We start from the raw sequence: 22,760 nt of genomic DNA, 5'->3' as shown, positions 1-22,760 counted from the left end.
CTCACCAGACGACCTCCATGCTTCGCCACCTCTCGATACGCGACTTCGTCATCGTCGCCGCGCTCGATCTCGAATTCGACAGCGGCTTTACTGTTTTCTCCGGCGAAACCGGCGCCGGCAAGTCGATCCTGATCGACGCGCTGGCGCTCGCGCTCGGCGCCCGCGCCGATGCGAACGTCGTGCGCACCGGCGAAAGCCGCGCCGACATCACCGCGGAATTCGAGACTCATGCGCAGGTCGAGCAATGGCTCGACGAGCAGGCGCTCGGCACGACCGGCGACGACGGCCATCATGGCGGCACGGTCATGCTGCGGCGCGTGGTGGATGCCAACGGCCGCTCGCGGGCCTTTATCAACGGCACCGCGGCGACGCTCGCGCAGTTGCGCGAGGTCGGCGAAATGCTGGTGGATATTCATGGGCAGCACGCGCACCAATTACTGATGCGTCCCGACGCGCAGCGCGAACTGTTCGACACCCACGCGGGCCTGTCGGACACCGCGGCAAGCGTCACACGGGCATGGCGCGCGTGGCGCGAGAAGATTCAGGCGGTCGAGCACGCGCAAACGCGCGACCGTGAACTGCAACTCGAACGCGAGCGTCTCGCCTGGCAACTCACTGAACTGGACAAGCTCGCGCCGCAACCGGGCGAGTGGGAAGAAGTCAACGCCGAGCACCGGCGGCTGTCGCATTCGGCCAATCTGATCGACGGTGTGCAAGGCGCGCTCGGCGCGTTGTCCGAATCGGACGAGGCGATGATTACGCATCTTGCCTCGATTGTCTCGAAGGTGCGCGACCTGGCGGAGATCGACCCGGCTTTGAACGACGTGCTGGCCGCGCTGGAACCCGCCGAAATCCAGTTGCAGGAAGCGGCTTATTCGCTGAGCCACTATGCGCAAAAGCTCGAACTCGATCCGGACCGGCTGGCGCAAGTCGAAAAGCGTCTCGACGCTTTGCACTCGGCGGCGCGCAAGTTTCGTCTGCAGCCGGAAACGCTGCCTGAGGAACACGAGGCGCGTAGCGCGCAACTGGCCGCGCTCGACGCGGCCGCCGACCTCGACAGCCTGCATGCCGCCGAAGCCAAGGCCAAGGAAGCCTTCCTGACCGAAGCGAAGAAACTTTCGAAGGCGCGCGCCAAGGCCGGCAAGGCGCTGGGCACGGCGGTCACAACCGGCATGCAGGAACTGTCGATGAAAGGCGGCAGCTTCGAAGTCGCATTGGTGCCGCTGCCCGAAGGCGGCGCACATGGGCTCGAACAGGTCGAGTTCCGCGTCGCCGGTCATGCCGGCGTGCCGCTGCGGCCGCTCGCGAAAGTCGCCTCAGGCGGGGAACTGGCGCGGATCAGCCTCGCGCTCGCGGTCATTGCCAGCGCCGCCAGCCCGACACCCACGCTGATCTTCGACGAAGTGGACACGGGCATCGGCGGGGGCGTCGCCGAAGTGGTCGGGCGGCTTCTGCATCAGCTCGGCCAGCAGCGTCAGGTGTTGTGCGTGACGCACTTGCCGCAAGTGGCCGCGCGCGGCGACCACCACTTCCAGGTGGCGAAAGCGGGCAACGGCAAGGGCGGCACGGTCAGCAGCGTGACCTCGCTCGACAAGGCGAGCCGCGTCGAAGAAGTCGCGCGCATGCTCGGCGGTTTGGAGATCACGCCGACCACGCGCAAGCATGCGAAGGAAATGCTGGCGGCGTAGCTGTTCGTTGGCGGGTGGATGTCCTCGCCACCCTACATGCCGTTTCGGAGAGCGAACGCCACGAGTTCGCTCACACCGCCATTCAAAGCATCGAGCTGCACAACCCGCTCGCGCAAACTGCGAACCTGCGATCAACCCTCAGCCAAACACGCGTTTCCACAAGCCCAGCACCGCTTCGCGCTCCTTAGCCACCAGCGCCGGCTCGACCCGCGCCTTCTCCATTCCATCCAGCCGCAGTTGGTGCTGCAACTTGCGGTATGTGCGATACGCCGCGCCGACCGTCTCCGCTTCCGCCTCGCTCATCAGGCCGAAGCGCGACACTTCCCGCAGCAACGCGATGTTGCCGGTATTGCGGATCAGTTCCGGATCGCTCGCCGCGTGCAGCAACACCCAGTACTGCACGGTGAATTCGATATCCACCATCCCGCCGCTATCGTGCTTCAGGTCGAACAGCGCCGTGTGGTTCAGATGCCCGGCTTCGACGCGCGCGCGCATCTCGACGATCTCTTTCATGAGCGGCGCCGCTTCGCGCGGCGTGGTCAGCACCTGTTCGCGGATCGCCTCGAACTTGGCGCCGATCTCGGCGTCGCCCGCGCAGTAGCGCGCGCGGCTCAACGCCTGGTGCTCCCAGACCCACGCCGTATTGGCGGCGTCGCCCTCGCGCAACTGGTAACGGCGGAACGCGTCCAGATCCGTGACAAGCAGACCTGACTCGCCGTTCGGCCGCAAACGCAAGTCGACGTCGAACAATGTGCCGGCGCCGGTCGCGGTTGTCAGCCAGGTAATCAGGCGACGGGTGTAGGTTGAATAGACGTCGGCTGCGGCATCGTCGGGGTCGTCGTAGAGGAAGATGAGGTCGAGGTCGGACGCGTAACCCAGTTCCTTGCCGCCCAGCTTGCCGTACGCAATCACCGCGAAACGCGGCACGTCGCGGTGGCGTTTCGGCAACTGGTTCCAGACGGCCTGCAGCGTGACGTCGAGCACGGCGTCGGCGAGTTCGGACAGCCGGTCGCTCACGTGCTCGACACTCAGCTTGCCGGCCAGATCGATTAACAGAATGCGAAACACCTCGGCCTGGTGGGCATGGCGTAGCAGATCCATCTGCTGCTCGACGCCGTCCGCCGCGGCCAGACGCAGGCGCAGCGTGCGCTTGAACTCGGGCCAGTCGAACGGACTATTGATCGCTTCATCGTCCAGCAATTCGTCCAGCAATTGGGGGTGGCGGATCAGATAGCCCGCCGCCCAACGCGAAGCGCCAAGCACTGACAGCACACGATGCAGCGCTTGCGGATATTCGGTCAGCAGGGCGAGATACGCGCCGCGCCGGCTCACCGCTTCGAGCAGGTCGAAGAAGCGCGCCACGGTATCGGCGCGGCGCTCCGCGGGCTCCAACGTGCGGGCGGCTTCGAGCGCCCGTTGCGCGACGATGTCGAAACGTTGCCGGCTGCGCTCGGCAAGCCCCGCGTAACGCGACGACTGCCAGATCGCGCGCAGCCGCGCGAGCAGTTCGCCGGGCTCGGCCACGCCGAGTTCGACGAGGCGCGCCCGCAGGGCTTCGTCGGCGCTGTCGTCGGCGAGCGCGCTGCTCCAGACCCATGCGGCGGCGCCGTCTTCGGGTGCGCCACAGCCATCGCGGCCGTTCACTTTGTCAGCGAAAATCTGGTCGAACTGCTGTTCGACGAATTCGCGATGGGCGTCCAGCTTCGTCATTAGTGAGGCGTAGTCGTCGCAGCCCATCGCGTGGGCGAGCGCCGATCGTTCCTCCGGATCGACCGGCATCGCATGGGTCTGCGCGTCGTTGCGGTATTGCAGCCGGTGCTCGAGTTCGCGCAGGAAACGATAGGCCTGCGAGAGCTTCACGCAAACCGACGTGTCGAGAAGCCCATGCGTGGCCGCGTGACGCAGCACCGCCAGTGTCGGCCGCACGCGGAAGCCGGCGTCCTGGCCGCCACGGATCAACTGGAACACCTGCGCGCTGAATTCGATTTCGCGGATGCCGCCGCGCCCGAGCTTGATGTCGTCGGCCTTGTCGGGCCGCATCGACGCGCGCCGCTGCGCCTCCTGGCGAATCTGCAGATGCAGCGCACGAATCGCGCTGATCACGCCGAAGTCGAGATAGCGGCGGTAGACGAACGGCGTGACGATCGCGTCGAGCTGCTTCTGCAGCCGTTGCGCCGCATCGCTCGCGCCTTCGGACACGAGGCGCCCTTTGATCCACGCGTAGCGCTCCCACTCTCGGCCTTGCACGTAGAAATACTCTTCGAGCATGCCGAGACTGCACACGAGCGGCCCGGAGTCGCCGTTCGGCCGCAGCCGCATATCGACCCGAAACACGTAGCCGTCGCCGGTTATTTCGGCGAGGGCGCCGATCAGGCGCTTGCCGAGGCGTGTGAAAAAGTCCTGCGCGGCGATCGGCGAACGCTGGCCGCCCGCGGTCTCGCCGTCCTCTTCATAAATAAAGATCAGGTCGATATCCGACGACACGTTCAGTTCGCGCCCGCCGAGCTTGCCCATGCCCACCACGCCGAGCGAGAGCCGTTCGCCTTGCGGCCCGCGCGGCTCGCCGTATAGCGTTTCGAGTTCCGCCGACAGGACGGCGAGCGCGCGCTGGATCGTCGTCTCCGCGAGGTGGGTCATCGCGCCGGTCACTTCCGCAACATCCGCCTCGCCCGCCAGATCACGCTCCATCACGGCGCAAAAGACCTCGGTGCGCAATTGGCGCAAGGCCCGTTTGAGTGCATCTTCGTTTAGCGGCGCGTCGGTTGCGCCGGCCGCCTCGGCGCACAAAGCGTCGAAACGGGCGTCGATACGCTCGCGCGTCAGCGGCTCGGACGCAAGCGCCGCGACCCGCGCCACGAGTTGCGGACGGGCAGCCGCAGCGCGCGCCGCGTAGTGTGAATAGTTGGAACTCAGGAAAGTGGCGTCAGTCATCAAAGGTCTGGCTCGCTCGTTGCTTGATCAGCGTGGTTCAGTTCGCAGTAATACACGGTTGCGGCGGTCGCGGCCGCCTCCCGCAAGTCGCAAGACGGCATGCAGACAGGGTTTGCAGGAGGTCCGCCTACGCTTTCCCGTGTGTTACATTTCGTCGTTAATTCGCAAAACTACCATACGCCCACCCGCCGCAGCATGTCCGAGCGAAACGAATCCGCCGACCCGCACGAAACCGTGCAGGTCCGGCCTGTGAGCGGAAGCGACCACGTCGTGCTGCGTCGGATCCTGCACGTGGTTCTCGTGCTCGCGCTCGTCCTGTACTTCATTGCGATGGGTCTGTTGCTCGGCTTGCGCTATGTGGTGCTGCCGCGCGTGGACTCATTCCGGCCGCGCATCGAAGCGACCGTTTCCGAAAAGCTGCATACGCAGTTCACCATCGGCAAGCTCGCGCCCCACTGGAGCGGCTTCCAGCCGGGCCTCGACGTCACCGACCTGGTGATCCGCGATCACGAAGGCAAAGCCGCGCTGACGATCCCGCACGCCACCGCCACGCTCTCGTGGCGGTCGCTCTGGCAGTTTCATCCCGCGCTCTCCAGTCTGATTGTCGATCAGCCGGACGTGCTGGTGTCGCGCAGCAGCGACGGCGTGCTCTCGGTGGCGGGCGTGCCGGTGCCGACTCGTCACAGCGGCAACGACACGTTATCCACCTGGCTTCTGCGTCAGCAGGCGATCGTAGTGCGCGGCGGCGCGCTGCGCTGGCGCGATGCGCAACATGACGCGCCCGAGCTGGCGCTGCGCGATATACGTATCGCGATCCTCAACGACGGATACGATCACCGGCTCGCGCTGCAGGCACCTGCCGACGGCCAGGTCCTGCACGGCCCACTCGATTTCCGCACGCGCTTCAAACACGCGCCGCTCTCCGCGATCGGCAAGCCGATCAACTGGACCGGCCAGGTGTACGTGTCGACTGGCCCGGTCGATCTGCCGACGCTCGCGCGCTACGTCAATTTCCCGATCGAGACGTTTGCCGGCCGTATCGACAACGCCATCTGGATCGACTTCGCCGACGGGCGCATGACGTCGGCGGGCGGCCAACTCGCCGGCACCGACGTCGCCCTGCGGGTGCGGCCGACCCAGCCGAAGCTGCTGGTGCCGGTCGCCAATTTTTCGTGGCGTCTCGAAGCGGACCAGAGCGACTACAAACTGCAACTGACCGATCTGCATGCCGAACTCGGCCAGCCGCCGCTCGACGACGGCACGCCGCTCACCCGCACGCTCGCGTTCGCCACGCTCAATGGGCGCTACCGGACCGCCTCGCAGCAGCACGGGCAACTCGTCAGCGTAAGCGGCGACCGCGTCGACCTGGGCATCCTCGCCGAATTCAGCCGCGCGTTGCCGCTGCCGCGACGCCTGCTGAACAATCTCGTGCGTTTCAGTCCGCGCGGTCTGGTCGCCAACTATGTGATCGAAGTCGAGCGCGGCAAGCCGGAATCCGGCGAAGCAGGCAGCGACCGTTACCCGAGCGGCGCCGAACCGATCGAGCATTATCGTTTCAAGGGCGATCTACAGGGTATCAGCGTCGCCGCTCAGGAACCGCCGCCGGGGCTCACGCTGCGGAACCACCCGCGCGCAGGCATTCCCGGCATCGAGAATCTGTGGGGCAAGGTGGATGCCGACGAGACCCGCGGCACCGCTCTGCTCGACACCTCCAATGTCGCCATCACCCTGCCGGGCGTGTTCGACGATCCGCGGCTGAAGCTCGACTATCTGCATGGCCGCGCCGACTGGACCATCACGCCGAAGAAGCCGGGCGAAAACCGCCCGGCCTTCACCGTGAAGCTGGCCGATTTCGGCGTCTCGAACGCCGACGTCGCGGCCACCGCCTCCGCCGACTACAGCAATCCCGGCCATGGACGCGGCTCGCTCGATCTGAAAGCCGACTTCCAGCGCGCACAGGTGGCGCGTATCGTCCGCTATCTGCCCACCAGCATTAGCGAGAAGCTGCGCATCTATCTCGGCCACGGCTTGCAGGCCGGTATGTCACACGGCGCGGCCATCGAGATTCACGGCGATCTGACCAAGTTTCCTTATTCGCGCGATCCGGACGCCGGGCTGTTCCATATCGTTGCGCCGTTCAAGGGCGGCAAGTTCGATCCGACGCCCTTCCCGCCGCGCAAGATGAGGAATGGCACGCCGAACGTGTGGCCGGCGCTCGACGGCATCGACGGCGTGTTCGAGCTCAAGCAGAACGTGCTGCGCTTCGACATCGACCGGGCGCATTACAAGCAGGTTGCGCTGATGGGCGTCAGCGGCAGGATCGACGATCTCGGCACCAGAGCGTCGAGCCTCGTCATCAAGGGCGACGCCCACGGCCCGCTCGCCGACATGCTCGACTATGTGAACGCCAGTTCGCTCGGCATCATGGCGAAGCATGAAACCGAGAAGGTGCGCGCCGAAGGGCCGGCGTCTCTGGCGCTGCAGCTCACGGTGCCGCGCACGCCGAAGCCGCACGTTGCCGTGGAAGGCGCGGTCGGCTTCCAGAACAACCGCTTGAGCGTCGACAATGCGCCGCCGCTGTCGCAACTCAAGGGGAAGGTGCATTTCACCGAGCACACGGCACAGGTGGACCGGCTCTCCGGGCAATTCCTCGGCGGCGACTTGCATGCGAACGGCGGCTTGAAGCAGGACGGCACCTATGCGCTCGACCTGGGCGGCCATATCGCTGTCGACGCGGCGCGCGGCCTCAATCTGCATGGCCCGGCCGCGCAGGTGCTGACGCGCATGAGCGGCAGCGCGCCTTACGCGCTCAACGTGCGCGGCGCCAAAGGACGGTTGCCCGAAGTGAGAGCGAACTCCGATCTGACCGGCCTCGCGCTCGACTTCCCCGCGCCGTTCAACAAGCCGGTGGGCACGCCGATGCCGCTGCGTTTCGCCGTCAGCCCGTCCGCCACGCCGGGCGAAGCGGGACTGCAGCGCGCCGATCTCACTTTCGGCCCGGTCGCCGCTACCTATCTGCTGCGTTATCAGCCGAAAACCGCGCCGACAGTCGTGCGCGGCGCGGTCGGCGTCAACAAACCGGCCGACTTGCCGTCCGAAGGCGTGATCGCCGCCGTCGATCTGGACACATTCGACGCGGACGCCTGGCGCGCGCTGATCGCACAGATGCGCAGTAAAGAAGCGCCCGCCTCCGCCGCGGCGACGCCAGTCGCGCCGAACCCGACCGTCACACAATTCCTGCCGAGCCGGTTCGCGCTGCACGTCGGCACGCTGACGCTGCTCAAGCGCCATTGGGACAGTGTGATCGTCGGCGCGTCGCATGCGGACCGCACGTGGCAGGCGAACATCGCTTCGAACCAGGTGTCGGGCCACGTGTCGTGGCTGCCGGGCGCGACGAAAGAATCGCCGGGCACGCTGCAGGCGCGCTTCGCCCGCCTGGTGATTCCGTCGGCCACCGACAAGGACCTGCTCGGCCAGGCGATCTCGGCGCCGGCGCAGAACATGCCGTCTATCGATCTGGTGGTCAACGAGTTGATCGTGCGCGACCGCAACATCGGACGCCTCGAAGTCGACGCGCACAACTTCGACGAAGACGGCGTGCCGGTCTGGCAACTCGACAAGCTCGACATCACGAACTCCGCCGCGACGCTCACCGCCACCGCGAACTGGCGCACTTCGACCGAACTCGGCAACAGCGCCGGTGAAGCCACGCCGCGCCGCACCGTGTTCGATTTCAAGCTCGACATCAAGGACGCCGGCGCGTTGCTCGAGCGCTTCGGTCAACCGCGCACGCTCAAGGCAGGCGCCGGCTCGCTGTCGGGCAAGGTGGTGTGGCAAGGCGGCCCGACCAGGATCGACTATCCGACCTTCAACGGCAATCTGGCCGTCGATCTGCGCCACGGTCAGATTCTCAAGGTCGATCCAGGCGTCGCCAAACTGCTGGGCGTGCTGAGCCTGCAAAGCCTCGCTCGCTTCGCGACGCTGAATTTCCACGACGTGATCGGCGAAGGCTTGCCGTTCGAGCATGTCACCGGCACCGCGCAGATTCGCAACGGCATTGGCCGCACCGAGAACTTCGAGTTGGTGACCGCACCGGCGCGCGCCGAGATGAAGGGCTCGGTCGATCTCGCTCAGGAGACCCAGGATCTGCGCGTGCATGTCGTACCGACCATCAGCGCCGGCGCCGGCGTGATCGCCGCGGCGGTCATCAATCCGCTGCTCGGACTGGGCGCGCTGATGGCCGATGTTGCCTTTAGCCAGACCGTCTCGCATGCGTTCGCGCGCGACTACGCCATCACCGGCTCGTGGTCGAAACCGCACGTTGAGCGGGTGAAGAGCGATCGCGGTAAGATGGACGTTCCGGCTTCGACCGTGGAGGCGAACTGAGCCTGTATCTGGCCCTTTGTTTGGTCGGACAGGCGCCGTGGCGCGCCGGCGGCCCTAGCCAGCCTTGAACGACGTATGCGGCGTCGGCGGTTCGCGCCGCCGTCTTGCCGGGAGTTTTTCGAAACGCTCATGAGCGAAACACACGTCTCTTCAACCGTCTCCAGCGGTTCTCTGGAAAGGGCTTTCCGGGTCGCGGCGTTGCAAATGGTGAGCACACCGGATCGCGAGCGCAATCTCGCCGAAGCCGGGCGCCTCATCGCGGAAGCCGTCGCCGACGGTGCGCAACTCGTCCTGCTGCCTGAATACTTCTGCTTCATGGGCTTCAAGGACACGGACAAGCTGGCCGTGCGCGAGCCCTATCAGGACGGTCCCATCCAACGCTTTCTCTCCGAGGCCGCGCGCCGCCACCAGGTCTGGGTGATCGGCGGCACGCTGCCGTTGATGTCGCCTGAAGCCTCGCGCGTGCTGAACACCACGCTGGTGTTCGACCCGCAGGGCAACGAGGCTGCGCGTTACGACAAGATCCATCTGTTCAACTTCGAAAAGGGCGAGGAGTCGTTCGACGAGGCGCGCACCATCTGCCCCGGCGGCGAGGTTCGCACCTTCGAGGCGCCGTTCGGCCGCGTCGGCCTGTCGGTCTGCTACGATCTGCGCTTTCCGGAGCTGTACCGGCGCATGGGCGACTGCGCGCTGATCGTGGTGCCGTCGGCGTTCACTTACACCACCGGCCGCGCGCACTGGGAGATGCTGCTGCGCGCCCGCGCGGTCGAAAACCAGTGTTACGTGCTGGCCGCGGCGCAAGGTGGCAAACATGAAAATGGCCGCCGCACGTGGGGTCATAGCATGCTGATCGACCCATGGGGCGAAATCGTCGCGGTGCGCGACGAGGGTGCAGGCGTGGTCGCCGGCAATCTCGAGCGTGCGCGGATCGACGAAGTGCGACAGAGTTTGCCCGCCTGGCGTCATCGCGTGCTCAGTTGATCCAACCTTTCGCGTGACATTGAAACTGCGGCGCCCCCGACTCATATAGTGTGTGTCAGAGGCGCTAACCGAATCCTTCGTATCGAGCAGAACATACTTCGCATGAACATCATCGAACCCGGTATCCGTAATCTCGCCACCGCCAAGGACATCCTCCTGACGCCCTACGGTCTCGACGAAGCCCTGCTCACCCGCACGCTCGCCGAAATCTTCACGCACAAGATCGATTACGCGGACCTGTACTTCCAGTACACGCGCAGCGAAGCGTGGAGTCTCGAAGAAGGCATTGTGAAATCCGGCAGCTTCAGCATCGACCAGGGCGTCGGCGTGCGCGCCGTGTCGGGCGACCGCACGGCTTTCGCCTATTCGGACGACCTGTCGCCCGAAGCGATCCGCCAGGCGGCCATCGCCACGCGCGCGATCGGCAAGGCCGGCGGCGGCAAGCAGAAGATCAAGGTGGCGTCGTCGCTGACCGGCATTGCGGGACGCGATCTGTACCTGCCCGCCGATCCGCTGCATTCGCTCGACGCAACCGCGAAGGTCAAACTGCTGGAGCGCATCGAAAAGATGGCGCGCGGCCGCGATCCGCGCATCCAGCAAGTCATGGCCGGCCTCGCCGGTGAATACGACGTGGTGCTGGTCGCGCGCAGCGACGGCGGCTTCGCGGCCGATATTCGTCCGCTCGTGCGCGTGTCGGTCACCGTGATCGCCGAACAGAACGGCCGCCGCGAAATCGGCAGCGGCGGCGGCGGTGGCCGCTTCGACTACGGCTATTTCACCGACGACATACTGTCGGGCTATGTGGACGACGCAGTCCATGCGGCGCTGGTGAACCTCGACGCTCGTCCGGCACCGGCCGGCGCGATGACCGTCGTGCTTGGACCGGGCTGGCCCGGCGTGCTGCTGCACGAGGCGATCGGTCACGGTCTGGAAGGCGACTTCAACCGCAAGGGTTCGTCGGCATTCGCGGGGCGCATCGGCGAACAGGTCGCCGCCAAGGGCGTCACCGTGGTGGATGACGGCACGCTGCCGAATCGCCGCGGCTCGCTCAATATCGACGACGAAGGCAATCCGACCCAGTGCACCACGCTGATCGAAGACGGCATCCTGAAGGGCTACATCCAGGACACGCTGAATGCGCGTCTGATGAAGATGCCGGTCACAGGCAATGCTCGGCGTGAGTCCTACGCGGCGTTGCCGATGCCGCGCATGACCAACACGTACATGCTGAACGGCGACAAGGACCCGCAGGAAATCCTCGCCTCCGTGAAGAACGGTCTGTATGCGGTGAACTTCGGCGGCGGCCAGGTCGACATCACCAACGGCAAGTTCGTGTTCTCGGCCTCCGAGGCGTACATGATCGAAAACGGCAAGGTCACGTACCCGGTGAAGGGCGCGACGCTGATCGGCAGCGGCCCGGAGTCGCTGAAATACGTGACCATGATCGGCAACGACATGAAGCTCGATTCGGGCGTCGGCGTGTGCGGCAAGGAAGGCCAAAGCGTGCCGGTGGGCGTCGGCCAACCTACGTTGCGCATTGAGAAGATGACCGTGGGTGGCACCGCCTGAATTCGCAGCAAACGCATACTTCGTGCATACATCGCGCGAAGTATGCGGATTTTCCGCATTTTTGCACCCCGCAGCTTGCAAGCGCCGCCTGCCCGGGTTATAAAGTCACTCACCCTTTTTGACCTGCGACCTCATTCGTCATGTCCGCCAAGTTTTATTTTTACTTTTTTTGGCATCTCAGACCGCTGGCGGATCGAGAGGGGTGTTAGTGCACGCAGGACACCTAGAATTCCCGAAAAACCGCCAGCCAGCCTGGCGGTTTTTTTTCGCCTCATGCCTTTGAAACTTTAATTTTGATGATCGTACGCTCTGGCATTGCTGCTTCATCGCAAACCTGATTGCCCGCGCGAACACGCTACGAACCGATTGGAGAACAAGATGCCCCCGCACAACACCGACGATGTCCGCATCCGCGAATTGAAAGAACTCACGCCGCCGGCTCACCTGATCCGCGAATTCGCTTGCGACGAAACGGTGTCCGACGTGATCTACAACTCGCGCACCGCGATGCATCGCATTCTGCATGGCATGGAAGACCGACTCATCGTGATCATCGGACCGTGCTCGATCCACGACACCAAGGCGGCGATGGAATACGCGGGGCGTCTCATCGAGCAGCGCAAGCGCTTCGCCGGCGAGCTCGAAATCGTAATGCGCGTGTACTTCGAAAAGCCGCGCACAACGGTGGGGTGGAAGGGTCTCATCAACGACCCGCATATGGACAACAGCTTCAAGATCAACGACGGCTTGCGCACCGCGCGCGAGCTGCTGCTGCGCATCAACGAACTCGGCCTGCCGGCCGGCACCGAATACCTCGACATGATCAGCCCGCAGTACATTGCCGATCTGATCTCGTGGGGTGCGATCGGCGCGCGCACCACCGAATCGCAAGTGCATCGCGAACTGGCTTCGGGCCTGTCGTGCCCGGTCGGCTTCAAGAACGGCACGGACGGCAACGTCAAGATCGCCGTCGACGCAATCAAGGCCGCTTCGCAGCCGCACCATTTCCTGTCGGTCACCAAGGGCGGCCACTCGGCGATCGTCTCGACCGCGGGCAATGAGGATTGCCACATCATTCTGCGTGGCGGCAAGACGCCGAACTACGACGCGGACAGCGTCAACGCCGCGTGCGCGGACATCGGCAAGGCGGGTCTTGCCGCGCGTCTGATGATCGACGCGAGCCACGCGAACAGTTCGAAGAAGCACGAGAATCAGATTCCGGTGTGCGCGGATATTGGCCGCCAGATTGCTTCGGGCGACGAACGGATTGTCGGCGTGATGGTGGAATCGCATCTGGTGGCGGGCCGCCAGGATCTGCAGGAAGGCTGCGCGCTGACGTACGGCCAGAGCATCACCGACGCGTGCATCGGCTGGGACGAAAGCGTTGCCGTACTCGAAGGCCTCGCCGACGCAGTCAAGCAACGCCGTGTGGCACGCGGCAGCGGCAACTAAAAGCCCGCGTTGATTGCAGCAGTGGATACCCCGGAAAACCCGGCTCGATGGATGAGCCGGGTTTTTTGTTAGCCGAACGGACGAATGGTGCTCCTTTAACCGCCTCTGTACCGTAACAACTCATGGCCGGGTCGAATACGACTTGACCGGGGTGAATGTTACGTATAAGATTTTGTACATGAAAGGTGGCTATGGAGCAGGAAAAAGAAGTTCGCTGGCTAGGCTCCAGCTATCACGACTTACTCGCCTTTCCCGAAGAGATGCGTCGTCAAGCCGGGTTCCAACTCGGCAAGATTCAGGCAGGTCTCGACCCAGACGACTGGAAACCGTTTGACTCGATCGGCCCCGGAACGCGCGAGATTCGCCTCAGGGAAGCGGACGGTATTTTTCGCGTCATGTACGTGACCAAGTTTGTGGAAGCGCTATACGTGCTGCATTGCTTCCAGAAGAAGACGCAAAAGCTGGGTCCGCACGACAGGAAGATCGCCGAAACGCGATATCGCGCCATCATTAACGATAGGAAAACTTAACAATGACGATCGACACCAAAATTCGTCACGTCACCAGGCCGGGCGCCAATCTGTTCCTCGAACTCGGCTTTTCCGCTGAAGAGGCAAAGCGCCTGCACGCCGCGTCGCAAAAGCAGATCAACGACACGCGGCTGCTCAAGGAACAGCTCATGACAGAACTGTCCACGTGGATTGAGCAGCATCATCTGAAGCAGGCCGAGGCGGCTGAGATTCTGATGGTGTCGCGCCCGCGCGTGTCCGACGTGGTCAACAAGAAGACGACCAAGTTCACCATCGACACGCTGGTGGAAATGATGAGCCGGATTGGCAAGCCGGTCACGCTGGCGGTCGGCTAACGTGTCGGGCTCGTCACGCGCGTGACGCTGCATGCGTCATCGCGCGGTCATACGTGTATTGGCACCGGCAGGTCTTTAGCCAGCGTTACGCTCGTGTTGCCAGAGCACGTCGGTGCCGCCGTCCGCACGATTGAGCACGCGCGCGAGCACGAACAGCAGATCGGAAAGCCGGTTCACATACTGACGCGGCGCGGCGTTGATGGTCTCGTGCTCACCCAGCGCAACAATCGCCCGTTCGGCACGGCGGCATACGGTGCGGCACACATGCGCGAGCGAGGCCGCGCGCGAGCCGCCGGGCAGAATAAACTCCTTCAGCGGCGGCAGAGCCGCGTTGTAGTCGGCAAGCCAGTCATCGAGTTGGGCGAGTTGCCGGTCGGTGATCATCGTGTGGCCAGGAATGCACAGTTCGCCGCCAAGGTCGAACAGATCATGCTGGATCGCTAAGAGCGCTGCCCGCACGTTGTCCGGCAAGCTTTCACACAGCAGCACGCCGAGGTTCGAGTTGAGTTCGTCCACGTCGCCGATCGCGGCAATGCGCGCGCTGTCTTTGCGCACACGGCTGCCGTCGCCGAGACCGGTGGTGCCGTCGTCGCCCGTGCGGGTCGCGATCTTGCTCAAACGGTTGCCCATGCTTTCTCCCATGCATTCAGTGACGATGCGCCACGCAATCCGCCATGGCCCGAAGCAGCCTATCGAAGCACCGCGTTTATCCATATTGCGCGCATCATGAAGTCGCCGCCATTATAGAAGCGCGGGCCGGCTGCAACGCCGGCCCGCGGGCGATCGGCGTAAAATGAAACACATGCTGCAAACCAGCTCCGCCCCAAATATTAGGAGACATGCGTGAATCATCCCGTGCCGCCGGCCCCGCTGCGCCGACCGTTTCCCGCCGAGCTGCTCAACGCGCTCAAAGCCGTCTTTGCCGATCGCGTGTCCGTATCCGAAGCCGTGCGCGCCCATCATGGCCGCGACGAATCGCCGTTCGACCCGCAACTGCCAGACGCCGTCGTCTTCGCGCGTACAACCGAAGACGTGCAAACGGTCGTCAAACTGTGCGGCCAGTACAACGTGCCGATCATCCCTTACGGCAACGGTTCGTCGCTTGAAGGGCATCTGCTCGCCGTGCAAGGCGGCGTCTCGATCGATCTGTCGGAAATGAACCGGGTGTTGTCGATCAACGCCGAAGACCTGACCGTTACCGTCGAGCCCGGCATCTCGCGCAAGCAGTTGAACGAAGCTTTGCGCGACACGGGCCTGTTCTTCCCGATCGACCCTGGCGCGGACGCGAGCATCGGCGGCATGTCGGCCACGCGCGCGTCGGGCACCAACGCCGTGCGTTACGGCACGATGCGCGAGAACGTGCTTGGGCTGACCGTGGTGCTGGCCGACGGCCGCGTGATCAAAACCGGCACGCGCGCTCGCAAATCGTCTGCGGGTTACGACCTCACGCGCATGTTCGTCGGCTCGGAAGGCACGCTCGGCGTGATCACGGAAATCACCGTGCGCCTGTATCCGCAACCCGAAGCGGTGTCGGCGGCGGTGTGCGCGTTCCCGTCCATGGGCGCCGCGGTGCGCGCGGTGATTGAAACGATCCAGATGGGTGTACCGGTTGCGCGCGTCGAGTTCGTCGATTCGCTCGCCATCCGTTCGATCAATCGTCATTCGAATCTGACGCTGCGTGAAGCGCCCACGTTGTTCTTCGAATTCCATGGCACCGAGGCCGGCGTGAAAGAGCAAGCGGAACTGGTCCAGGAAATCGCCGCGCAGAATGCCGGCGAAGGCTTCGAATGGGCAACCCGTCCGGAAGATCGCAGCCGTCTGTGGAACGCGCGCCACAATGCCTATTTCGCCATGCTGCAACTGAAGCCCGGCTGCCGCGCGGTCACCACCGACGTCTGCGTGCCGATCTCGCGCCTCGCGGAATGCGTGGAGGAAACGGAACAGGATCTGAAAGCGTCGCCGCTGCCCTGCCCGATCGTCGGCCACGTGGGCGACGGCAACTTCCACGTCGCGATCCTGATCGATCCCAACAAACCGGAAGAACTCGTCGAAGCCGAACGTCTGAACCATCGTATCGTGCAGCGCGCGCTGCGCATGGACGGCACCTGCACGGGCGAGCATGGCGTCGGCCTGCACAAGATGGGCTTCCTGCTCGAAGAGCACGGTGAAGTCGCGGTCGATACCATGCGCTCCATCAAACACGCACTCGATCCGCGCAATCTGATGAACCCGGGCAAGATCTTCACCTGGGCGGCATGACCCGTATTCAGGCGCGGCGGCGCTAGAAAGCCAGCCGCGTCGGACTTGAAGGGCACGAGGAGACAAGTCACATGAACGCACCCGCTGAACTGACGGCCGAAGTACTCGCCCAGCGCCAGCGCGAAGTCGTGCAGGCGTTGATGGCTGTACTGCCGACCCATTGTTTGCTGTTTCGCGAAGAAGACACCGTCGCCTACGAATGCGACGGCCTCGCTGCTTACCGGCGTCTGCCGCTTGCGGTCGCGTTGCCGGAGACGGAATCGCAGGTGCAGCGCATCGTTCAGATCTGCCACCGTCTCGACGTGCCGATCGTGCCGCGTGGCGCGGGCACCGGGCTGTCCGGCGGCGCCATGCCGATCCGTCACGGCGTGGTGGTATCGCTCGCGCGCTTTCGCAAGATCGTCGAAGTCGATTCATACGCGCGGACCGCCACGGTGCAACCGGGTGTGCGCAACCTGTCTATCTCCGAAGCCGCCGCACCTTACGGTTTGTATTACGCGCCGGACCCGTCGTCGCAGATCGCCTGCACCATCGGCGGCAATGTCTCGGAGAATTCCGGCGGTGTTCACTGCCTCAAATACGGTCTCACGGTGCATAACGTGTTGCGCGTGCGCGCCGTCACCATGGAAGGCGACATCGTCGAGTTCGGCTCGCTCGGCCCCGATGCGCCCGGTCTCGATCTGCTGGCGGTGCTGATCGGCAGCGAAGGCATGTTTGCGATCGTCACCGAAGTCACGGTCAAGCTGATCCCGAAGCCGCAAACAGCGCAGGTCATCATGGCCAGTTTCGACGACGTCGTGAAAGGCGGCGACGCGGTCGCCGGCATCATTGCGGCGGGCATCATCCCTGCCGGTCTGGAGATGATGGACAAGCCGGCCACGCGCGCCGTCGAGGAATTTGTCCACGCGGGCTACGATCTCGACGCGGCGGCGATCCTGCTGTGCGAATCGGACGGCACGCCCGAAGAAGTCGCGGATGAAATCGTGCGCATGACCGCTGTGCTGCGTGAGCAGGGCGCCACCCGCATTCAGATTTCCCGCTCGGAGAACGAACGGCTGCGCTTCTGGTCGGGGCGCAAGAACGCATTCCCGGCCGCCGGCCGCATTTCACCCGACTATTACTGCATGGACGGCACCGTGCCGCGCCGCAGTATCGGGCCGCTGCTGGCGCGCATCGAGGCGATGGAGAAGACCTACAACCTGCGCTGCATCAACGTCTTCCACGCGGGAGACGGCAACATGCATCCGCTGATCCTGTTCAACGGCAACGACCTGGACGAGTGGCACCGGGCGGAAGCGTTCGGTTCCGACATCCTCGAAGCGTGCGTCGAACTGGGCGGCACAGTGACCGGCGAGCACGGTGTGGGCATCGAGAAGATCAATTCGATGTGCGTGCAGTTTTCGCCGGAAGAGCGGGATACCTTCCACGCGGTCAAGCGAGCCTTCGACGCGCCCGGTCTGCTCAACCCCGACAAAGGTATTCCCACGCGAGCGCGTTGCGCCGAGTACGGCAAGATGCATGTGCGCGGCGGCTTGCTGCCGCATCCTGAGCTGCCGCGGTTCTAACGCAGTACACGTTCCGCCCACGCATCGCGCATAAGCCGCGTGGGCGCCGTTTTTCCTGCTCTCACCCTGATTACCCGATGCGGGTCCGCTCCTGGTTGCCAGCCAGCCCCTGCCCGGTACAATCAAACGAAACACAACGAAGCAGGACACCATGGAAGAGGACGACATCGTCGCCGTGTGGTCGGAGCGTGTGCGTTCGGCCAGCGCCGAGGGGCGCGCGTTGCGCATCCGTGGCGGCGGCACCAAAGACTGGTACGGTCAGACGCTGGAAGGTGACATCCTCGACACGCGCGCTTATCGCGGCATCATTGCGTACGATCCGGCGGAGCTGGTCATCACCGCACGCGCGGGCACGCCCCTGCTGGAGATCGAGGCCGCGCTCGCCGAGCATCATCAGATGCTCGCCTTCGAACCGCCGCACTTCGGGGCGCAGGCCACCTTCGGCGGCTGCATCGCGGCGGGCATCGCCGGTCCGCGCCGCCCGTCGGCCGGCGCGGCGCGCGACTTCGTGCTCGGCGCCGTGATCATGAACGGTCAGGGCCAGAAGCTGCATTTCGGCGGCCAGGTGGTGAAGAACGTCGCCGGCTATGACGTCTCGCGCCTGATGGCCGGCTCGCTCGGCACGCTGGGATTGATCCTCGAACTGTCGATCAAGGTGCTGCCGCTGCCGCAGGCCGAAGCCACGCTCAAATTCGACATGAACGGCACCGACGCAGTCCGTAAGCTCAACGAATGGGCCGGCCGCCCGCTGCCGATTACCGCGAGCGCGTGGCGTCATGGCACGCTGGTCTTGCGCCTTGCCGGCGCCGAGGCCGCGGTCAAGTCGGCGAAAATGGCGCTCGGCGGCGAAGTGGTCGATGCCGTGGAAGCCGAACGCTTCTGGGCCGGCCTGCGCGAACAGACCGACTCGTTCTTCGCCGCCATCCCGCCGCGGTCCGCGCTGTGGCGCCTTGCACTGCCTTCAATTACGGAGCCGCTGCAATTGCCCGGTGCGCAACTCATGGAGTGGGGCGGCGGCCAGCGCTGGTGGATCACCGACACCGACGCGCAAACCGTGCGCATCAGCGCCAAACAGGCCGGCGGCCATGCCACGATCTTCCGCACCGGCCACGGCTACGACCGCGGCGCCGGTGTGTTCACGCCGCTTCCCGCGCCGCTGATGAAAATCCATCGCGGCCTGAAAACCGCTTTCGACCCGGCCCGCATCTTCAATCGCGGCCGTCTCTACCCCGACTTCTGAGCGACGCGATGCAAACCAACCTCGCGGACTTCATTCGCAACACGCCCGATGGCGACGAAGCCGACGGCATCCTGCGCAATTGCGTGCATTGCGGTTTCTGCACGGCCACCTGCCCGACCTATCAGATACTCGGCGACGAACTCGACGGCCCACGCGGACGCATCTATCTGATCAAGCAGATGGTCGAAGGCGCGCCGGTCACGCGCAGCACGCAAGTCCATCTCGACCGCTGCCTGACCTGCCGCAATTGCGAATCGACGTGCCCATCCGGCGTGCAATATGGCCGGCTGGTGGAAATCGGCCGCAAGCTCACCGAAGAGAAAGTCACGCGCCCGCTCGGTCAACGGCTGGTGCGCCGGATGCTCGCGAGCTTTGTGCCGAACAGCGCGCTGTTCACGCCGACCATGCGGATCGGCCAGCACTTTCGTCCGTTGCTGCCCAAGAAACTGCGCGACAAGGTGCCCGCGCGGCAGCGTCCGCTCGAATGGCCGACGGCGAAACATCCGCGCAAGATGCTGATGCTCGCGGGTTGCGTGCAGCCGTCGATGATGCCGAACGTGAACATCGCCACCGCGCGCGTATTCGACGCGCTCGGCGTGGAAACGCTGATCGCGCCGGATGCCGGCTGCTGCGGCGCGATCCGTCTGCATCTGGGCTACAACGACGACGCGCTCGACGATCTGCGCGCCAACATCGACGCATGGTGGCCCTACGTCGAACAGGGCGTGGAAGCGATCGTGATGAACGCGTCCGGTTGCGGCGCGACGGTCAAGGAATACGCGCACCTGTTGCGGCACGATCCGGCGTATGCGGAAAAGGCCCGCCGCGTGGTGGAATTGACGCGCGACGTCGCGGAAATCCTGCCGGAGTTCGAAGAAGCATTGGTCTCGGTCACGCGCCGCCGCTCGGTTCATACGGTGGCCTTTCATCCGCCCTGCACGTTGCAGCATGGCCAGCAGATTCGCGGCAAGGTCGAGCATCTGCTGACCGCGCTGGGCGTCGAGGTGCGTCTGCCCGCCGACAGTCACCTATGCTGCGGCTCGGCCGGCACCTACTCGCTGACGCAACCCAAGCTCTCGTACGCGCTGCGCGATCAGAAGCTCGATCGGCTGCAGGCGCAGGAGCCGCAGGTGATCGTGTCGGCGAACGTCGGCTGCATTGCGCATCTGCAAAGCGGCACCTCGACACCGGTCGCGCACTGGATCGAACTGGTCGAGCACATGCTGTCCGTATAATCGGATTATCGACTTTCGCTGGACTTCCGGTTCCGACATGCCCGATCTGATTCACAACCTCGAGGCGGTGCAGCAGCGCATCGCCATGGCCGCGCACGTGGCCGGACGCGATACGCGCTCGGTCCATCTGCTCGCGGTCTCCAAGACCTTCCCCGCCGAAGACGTGCGCGCAGCCTACGCCGCCGGCCAGCGCGCGTTCGGTGAAAACTACGTGCAGGAAGCCCTCACCAAGATCGAGGCGCTCGCCGATCTGCGCGCCACGCTCGAATGGCATTTCATCGGTCCGTTGCAATCGAACAAGACACGGCCGGTCGCCGAGCGGTTCGACTGGGTGCACTCAGTCGATAGGTTGAAGATCGCGCAGCGGCTCTCGGAGCAGCGTCCCGACAATTTGCCGCCGCTCAACGTGTGCTTGCAAGTCAACATCAGCGGCGAGGCGTCGAAGAGCGGCGTGAGCATTCCCGAGGCGGTGGAAGTCGCCCAGGCGATCGCCGCGCTGCCGAAGCTGAATTTGCGCGGCCTGATGGCGATTCCCGAGCCGGCCGGCGGCATCGACGAACAGCGTGTGCCGCATCGGCATTTGCGCGAACTGTTCGAGCGTCTGTGCAACGACGGTCTCGAACTCGACACGCTGTCCATGGGCATGTCGAGCGATCTGGAGGCTGCCGTGCTGGAAGGCGCGACGATCGTGCGCGTCGGCACCGCCATCTTCGGCGCGCGAGATTACTCTAACTGACTTGTTCGGGCCTATCAGGCTCTTTAGGCTCTTCACGGCACTCGGCGCTTCATTCGGAACATCATGAAAATTGCTTTTATCGGCGGTGGCAACATGGCCGCCGCGTTGATCGGCGGCCTCATCAAGCGTGGCGTCGCGCCCGCTGACCTCTACGCAATCGACCCCAACGAAGACGCGCGCAAGCGCAATGAGCAGCAATTCGGCATCAAGACCGGCGCCGCCGCGGATGCCGCGCTCGCCGCGTACGACGCCGTCGTGCTGGCGGTGAAGCCGCAGATCCTGAAGAGCGTCGCCGAGGCGCTGGCGCCGCATCTGAATGCGTCGCAACTGGCCGTGAGCATCGTCGCCGGCATTCGCATGGACGACATGTCGCGCTGGCTGAATGGTCACAACCGTATCGTGCGTGTCATGCCGAATACGCCGGCGCTGATCGGCATGGGCGTGACCGGACTGGTCGCGACCGGCAGCGTCGACGAAGCGGGCCGCGCGCTCGCGTCGCAAGTTCTGGGCGCGGTGGGCGAAACCGTCTGGTTCGACGACGAAGCGAAGATCGACGCCGTCACCGCGATCTCGGGCAGCGGGCCGGCCTACGTGTTCTATTTCATCGAGGCGTTGCAGGAAGCCGCGCGCCAACTCGGCATGGATGAAGCGCAAGGCCGCGCGCTGGCGGTGGCGACCTTCACCGGCGCGGCGCAACTGGCAGCGAATTCCGACGAGCCGCCGAGTGTGTTGCGCGAACGCGTGACGTCCAAAGGCGGGACGACTGCGGCGGCGCTGGCGTCGTTCGAGGCGAGCGGCGTTAAGGATGCGATCGTGCGCGGTGCGCTTGCCGCGGATGCCCGCGCGAAGGAAATGGGCGACGAGTTCGGCAAGCAGTGAGGATGTTCGGCGGCGCCACGATTCGAGCCACAGGTGGCGCCTGCTGAACAGCAGCGCGGAACCCGCCTCGACGCCACGCGAAAAAACTTAAAACGAGCCCGCCGCGTAATGCGCGGCGATGCCGACAAACAGCGCGCCGCCCAACCAGTTGTTATGCCGGAACGCGGCAAAGCACGCCATCCGTTCGCGATTGCGAATCAGCGTGTAGTGATAGACCGCGCAGCCGGCGGCCGCCGCCCATCCCAGCCAGTACAGCACGCCAAAGCCGAGCAGTACGCCGATCCAGACGTAAATCCCCAGCGTCGCCGCATAGCAGAGCATGATCGCGGCCACGTCGAAGCGGCCGAATGTCAGCGCCGACGTGCGGATGCCGATCTTGATGTCGTCGTCACGGTCGACCATCGCGTATTCGGTGTCGTACGCCACCGACCAGAACACGTTGGCCAGCAGCATCACCCATGCGAGCAGCGGCACGTGGCCCTGAATCGCGGCGAACGCCATCGGAATGCCGAAGCCGAACGCGATCCCTAAATACGCCTGCGGAATCGCAAAAAACCGCTTGGTGAACGGATACGAACCGGCGACGAAAAGCGCCGCCACGGACAACTCTTTGGTCAGCGTATTGAGCGGCAGTATCAACAGAAACGCCAGCAACGACAGCGCGGCCGCCAGCGCCACCGCTTCCCATGCCTTGATCTTGCCCGACGTAATCGGCCGATTCTCCGTGCGCTTGACGTAGCGATCGAAGTCGCGATCCGCGTAGTCGTTGATCGCGCAACCCGCCGAGCGCATCAGCACCGTGCCCACCGTGAAAATCACCAACAGCGGCCACGTGGGATGACCGTCGGAAGCAATCCACAGCGCGTTGAGCGTCGGCCACAGCAGCAGCAGGCTGCCGATCGGCTTGTCCATGCGCACGAGGCGCAGATACAGGGGAAGTCGGGCGAACATGGGCGGATTCTGTGAATTTGCGA

Annotated in this window: 16 protein-coding genes; 13 read left to right on the top strand and 3 right to left on the bottom strand. The window is 64.5% G+C overall.

What is annotated here, in order from left to right; all coding sequences use genetic code 11:
* The first annotated feature begins 17 nt into the window (after positions 1-17).
* Positions 18-1,688 (top strand): DNA repair protein RecN, encoded by a 1,671-nt coding sequence (recN, locus tag B0G81_RS28175; protein ID WP_134139763.1) that lies wholly within the window; start codon positions 18-20, stop codon positions 1,686-1,688.
* Between the two features lie 138 nt (positions 1,689-1,826).
* Here the strand turns inward: recN and glnE are convergent, their stop codons facing one another.
* A complete protein-coding gene (gene glnE, locus B0G81_RS28170) occupies positions 1,827-4,619 on the bottom strand; it encodes a bifunctional [glutamate--ammonia ligase]-adenylyl-L-tyrosine phosphorylase/[glutamate--ammonia-ligase] adenylyltransferase (protein WP_134139761.1) in 2,793 nt (930 codons plus the stop codon).
* A 195-nt stretch (positions 4,620-4,814) separates the two neighbouring features.
* On the opposite strand from glnE, the gene B0G81_RS28165 reads away from it, so the two are divergent.
* From B0G81_RS28165 to B0G81_RS28130, 6 genes are all read left to right on the top strand, one after another.
* Entirely contained in the window at positions 4,815-9,005 is a 4,191-nt protein-coding gene (locus B0G81_RS28165; protein ID WP_134139758.1) for a YhdP family protein, read from the top strand.
* A 129-nt stretch (positions 9,006-9,134) separates the two neighbouring features.
* The gene (locus B0G81_RS28160) at positions 9,135-9,986 is read left to right on the top strand and encodes a carbon-nitrogen hydrolase family protein (RefSeq protein WP_134139756.1); all 852 of its coding nucleotides are present in this window, start codon (positions 9,135-9,137) and stop codon (positions 9,984-9,986) included.
* Positions 9,987-10,088: 102 nt separating this feature from the next.
* A complete protein-coding gene (gene tldD / locus B0G81_RS28155; RefSeq protein WP_106284500.1) occupies positions 10,089-11,555 on the top strand; it encodes a metalloprotease TldD in 1,467 nt (488 codons plus the stop codon).
* A gap of 378 nt (positions 11,556-11,933) precedes the next feature.
* Complete coding sequence (gene aroG / locus B0G81_RS28140) at positions 11,934-13,007, top strand: 3-deoxy-7-phosphoheptulonate synthase AroG (protein ID WP_012431785.1); 1,074 nt, start codon at positions 11,934-11,936, stop codon at positions 13,005-13,007.
* Between the two features lie 191 nt (positions 13,008-13,198).
* On the top strand, positions 13,199-13,537 hold the full coding sequence (locus tag B0G81_RS28135) for a type II toxin-antitoxin system RelE/ParE family toxin (RefSeq protein WP_116119010.1): 339 nt from the start codon (positions 13,199-13,201) through the stop codon (positions 13,535-13,537).
* 2 nt (positions 13,538-13,539) lie between these two features.
* Complete coding sequence (locus tag B0G81_RS28130; protein WP_091796681.1) at positions 13,540-13,872, top strand: XRE family transcriptional regulator; 333 nt, start codon at positions 13,540-13,542, stop codon at positions 13,870-13,872.
* 75 nt (positions 13,873-13,947) lie between these two features.
* Here B0G81_RS28130 and B0G81_RS28125 read toward each other — a convergent pair whose 3' ends face one another.
* Positions 13,948-14,502 carry a cob(I)yrinic acid a,c-diamide adenosyltransferase gene (locus B0G81_RS28125; RefSeq protein ID WP_106284502.1) on the bottom strand — a complete coding sequence of 185 codons (555 nt, stop codon included), beginning with the start codon at positions 14,500-14,502 and terminating at the stop codon, positions 13,948-13,950.
* Positions 14,503-14,715: 213 nt separating this feature from the next.
* On the opposite strand from B0G81_RS28125, the gene B0G81_RS28120 reads away from it, so the two are divergent.
* From B0G81_RS28120 to proC, 6 genes are all read left to right on the top strand, one after another.
* The gene (locus B0G81_RS28120; protein ID WP_134139754.1) at positions 14,716-16,131 is read left to right on the top strand and encodes an FAD-linked oxidase C-terminal domain-containing protein; all 1,416 of its coding nucleotides are present in this window, start codon (positions 14,716-14,718) and stop codon (positions 16,129-16,131) included.
* A 71-nt stretch (positions 16,132-16,202) separates the two neighbouring features.
* Positions 16,203-17,696 carry an FAD-linked oxidase C-terminal domain-containing protein gene (locus B0G81_RS28115; RefSeq protein ID WP_116142853.1) on the top strand — a complete coding sequence of 498 codons (1,494 nt, stop codon included), beginning with the start codon at positions 16,203-16,205 and terminating at the stop codon, positions 17,694-17,696.
* 151 nt (positions 17,697-17,847) lie between these two features.
* Positions 17,848-18,936 carry a glycolate oxidase subunit GlcE gene (gene glcE, locus B0G81_RS28110; RefSeq protein WP_134139752.1) on the top strand — a complete coding sequence of 363 codons (1,089 nt, stop codon included), beginning with the start codon at positions 17,848-17,850 and terminating at the stop codon, positions 18,934-18,936.
* Positions 18,937-18,944: 8 nt separating this feature from the next.
* Entirely contained in the window at positions 18,945-20,171 is a 1,227-nt protein-coding gene (gene glcF / locus B0G81_RS28105; protein ID WP_116142857.1) for a glycolate oxidase subunit GlcF, read from the top strand.
* A gap of 37 nt (positions 20,172-20,208) precedes the next feature.
* The gene (locus B0G81_RS28100) at positions 20,209-20,907 is read left to right on the top strand and encodes a YggS family pyridoxal phosphate-dependent enzyme (protein WP_134139748.1); all 699 of its coding nucleotides are present in this window, start codon (positions 20,209-20,211) and stop codon (positions 20,905-20,907) included.
* 63 nt (positions 20,908-20,970) lie between these two features.
* A complete protein-coding gene (gene proC / locus B0G81_RS28095) occupies positions 20,971-21,786 on the top strand; it encodes a pyrroline-5-carboxylate reductase (RefSeq protein ID WP_134139746.1) in 816 nt (271 codons plus the stop codon).
* An 87-nt stretch (positions 21,787-21,873) separates the two neighbouring features.
* Here the strand turns inward: proC and ubiA are convergent, their stop codons facing one another.
* A complete protein-coding gene (ubiA, locus tag B0G81_RS28090; RefSeq protein ID WP_134139743.1) occupies positions 21,874-22,737 on the bottom strand; it encodes a 4-hydroxybenzoate octaprenyltransferase in 864 nt (287 codons plus the stop codon).
* Positions 22,738-22,760: the final 23 nt, after the last annotated feature.

Origin of the sequence: Paraburkholderia sp. BL6665CI2N2, assembly GCF_004366535.1 — a bacterium.
Lineage (GTDB): Bacteria > Pseudomonadota > Gammaproteobacteria > Burkholderiales > Burkholderiaceae > Paraburkholderia.
The sequence above is the reverse complement of the archived record's forward strand: the minus strand, read 5'-3'. Positions and strand labels throughout refer to the sequence as shown.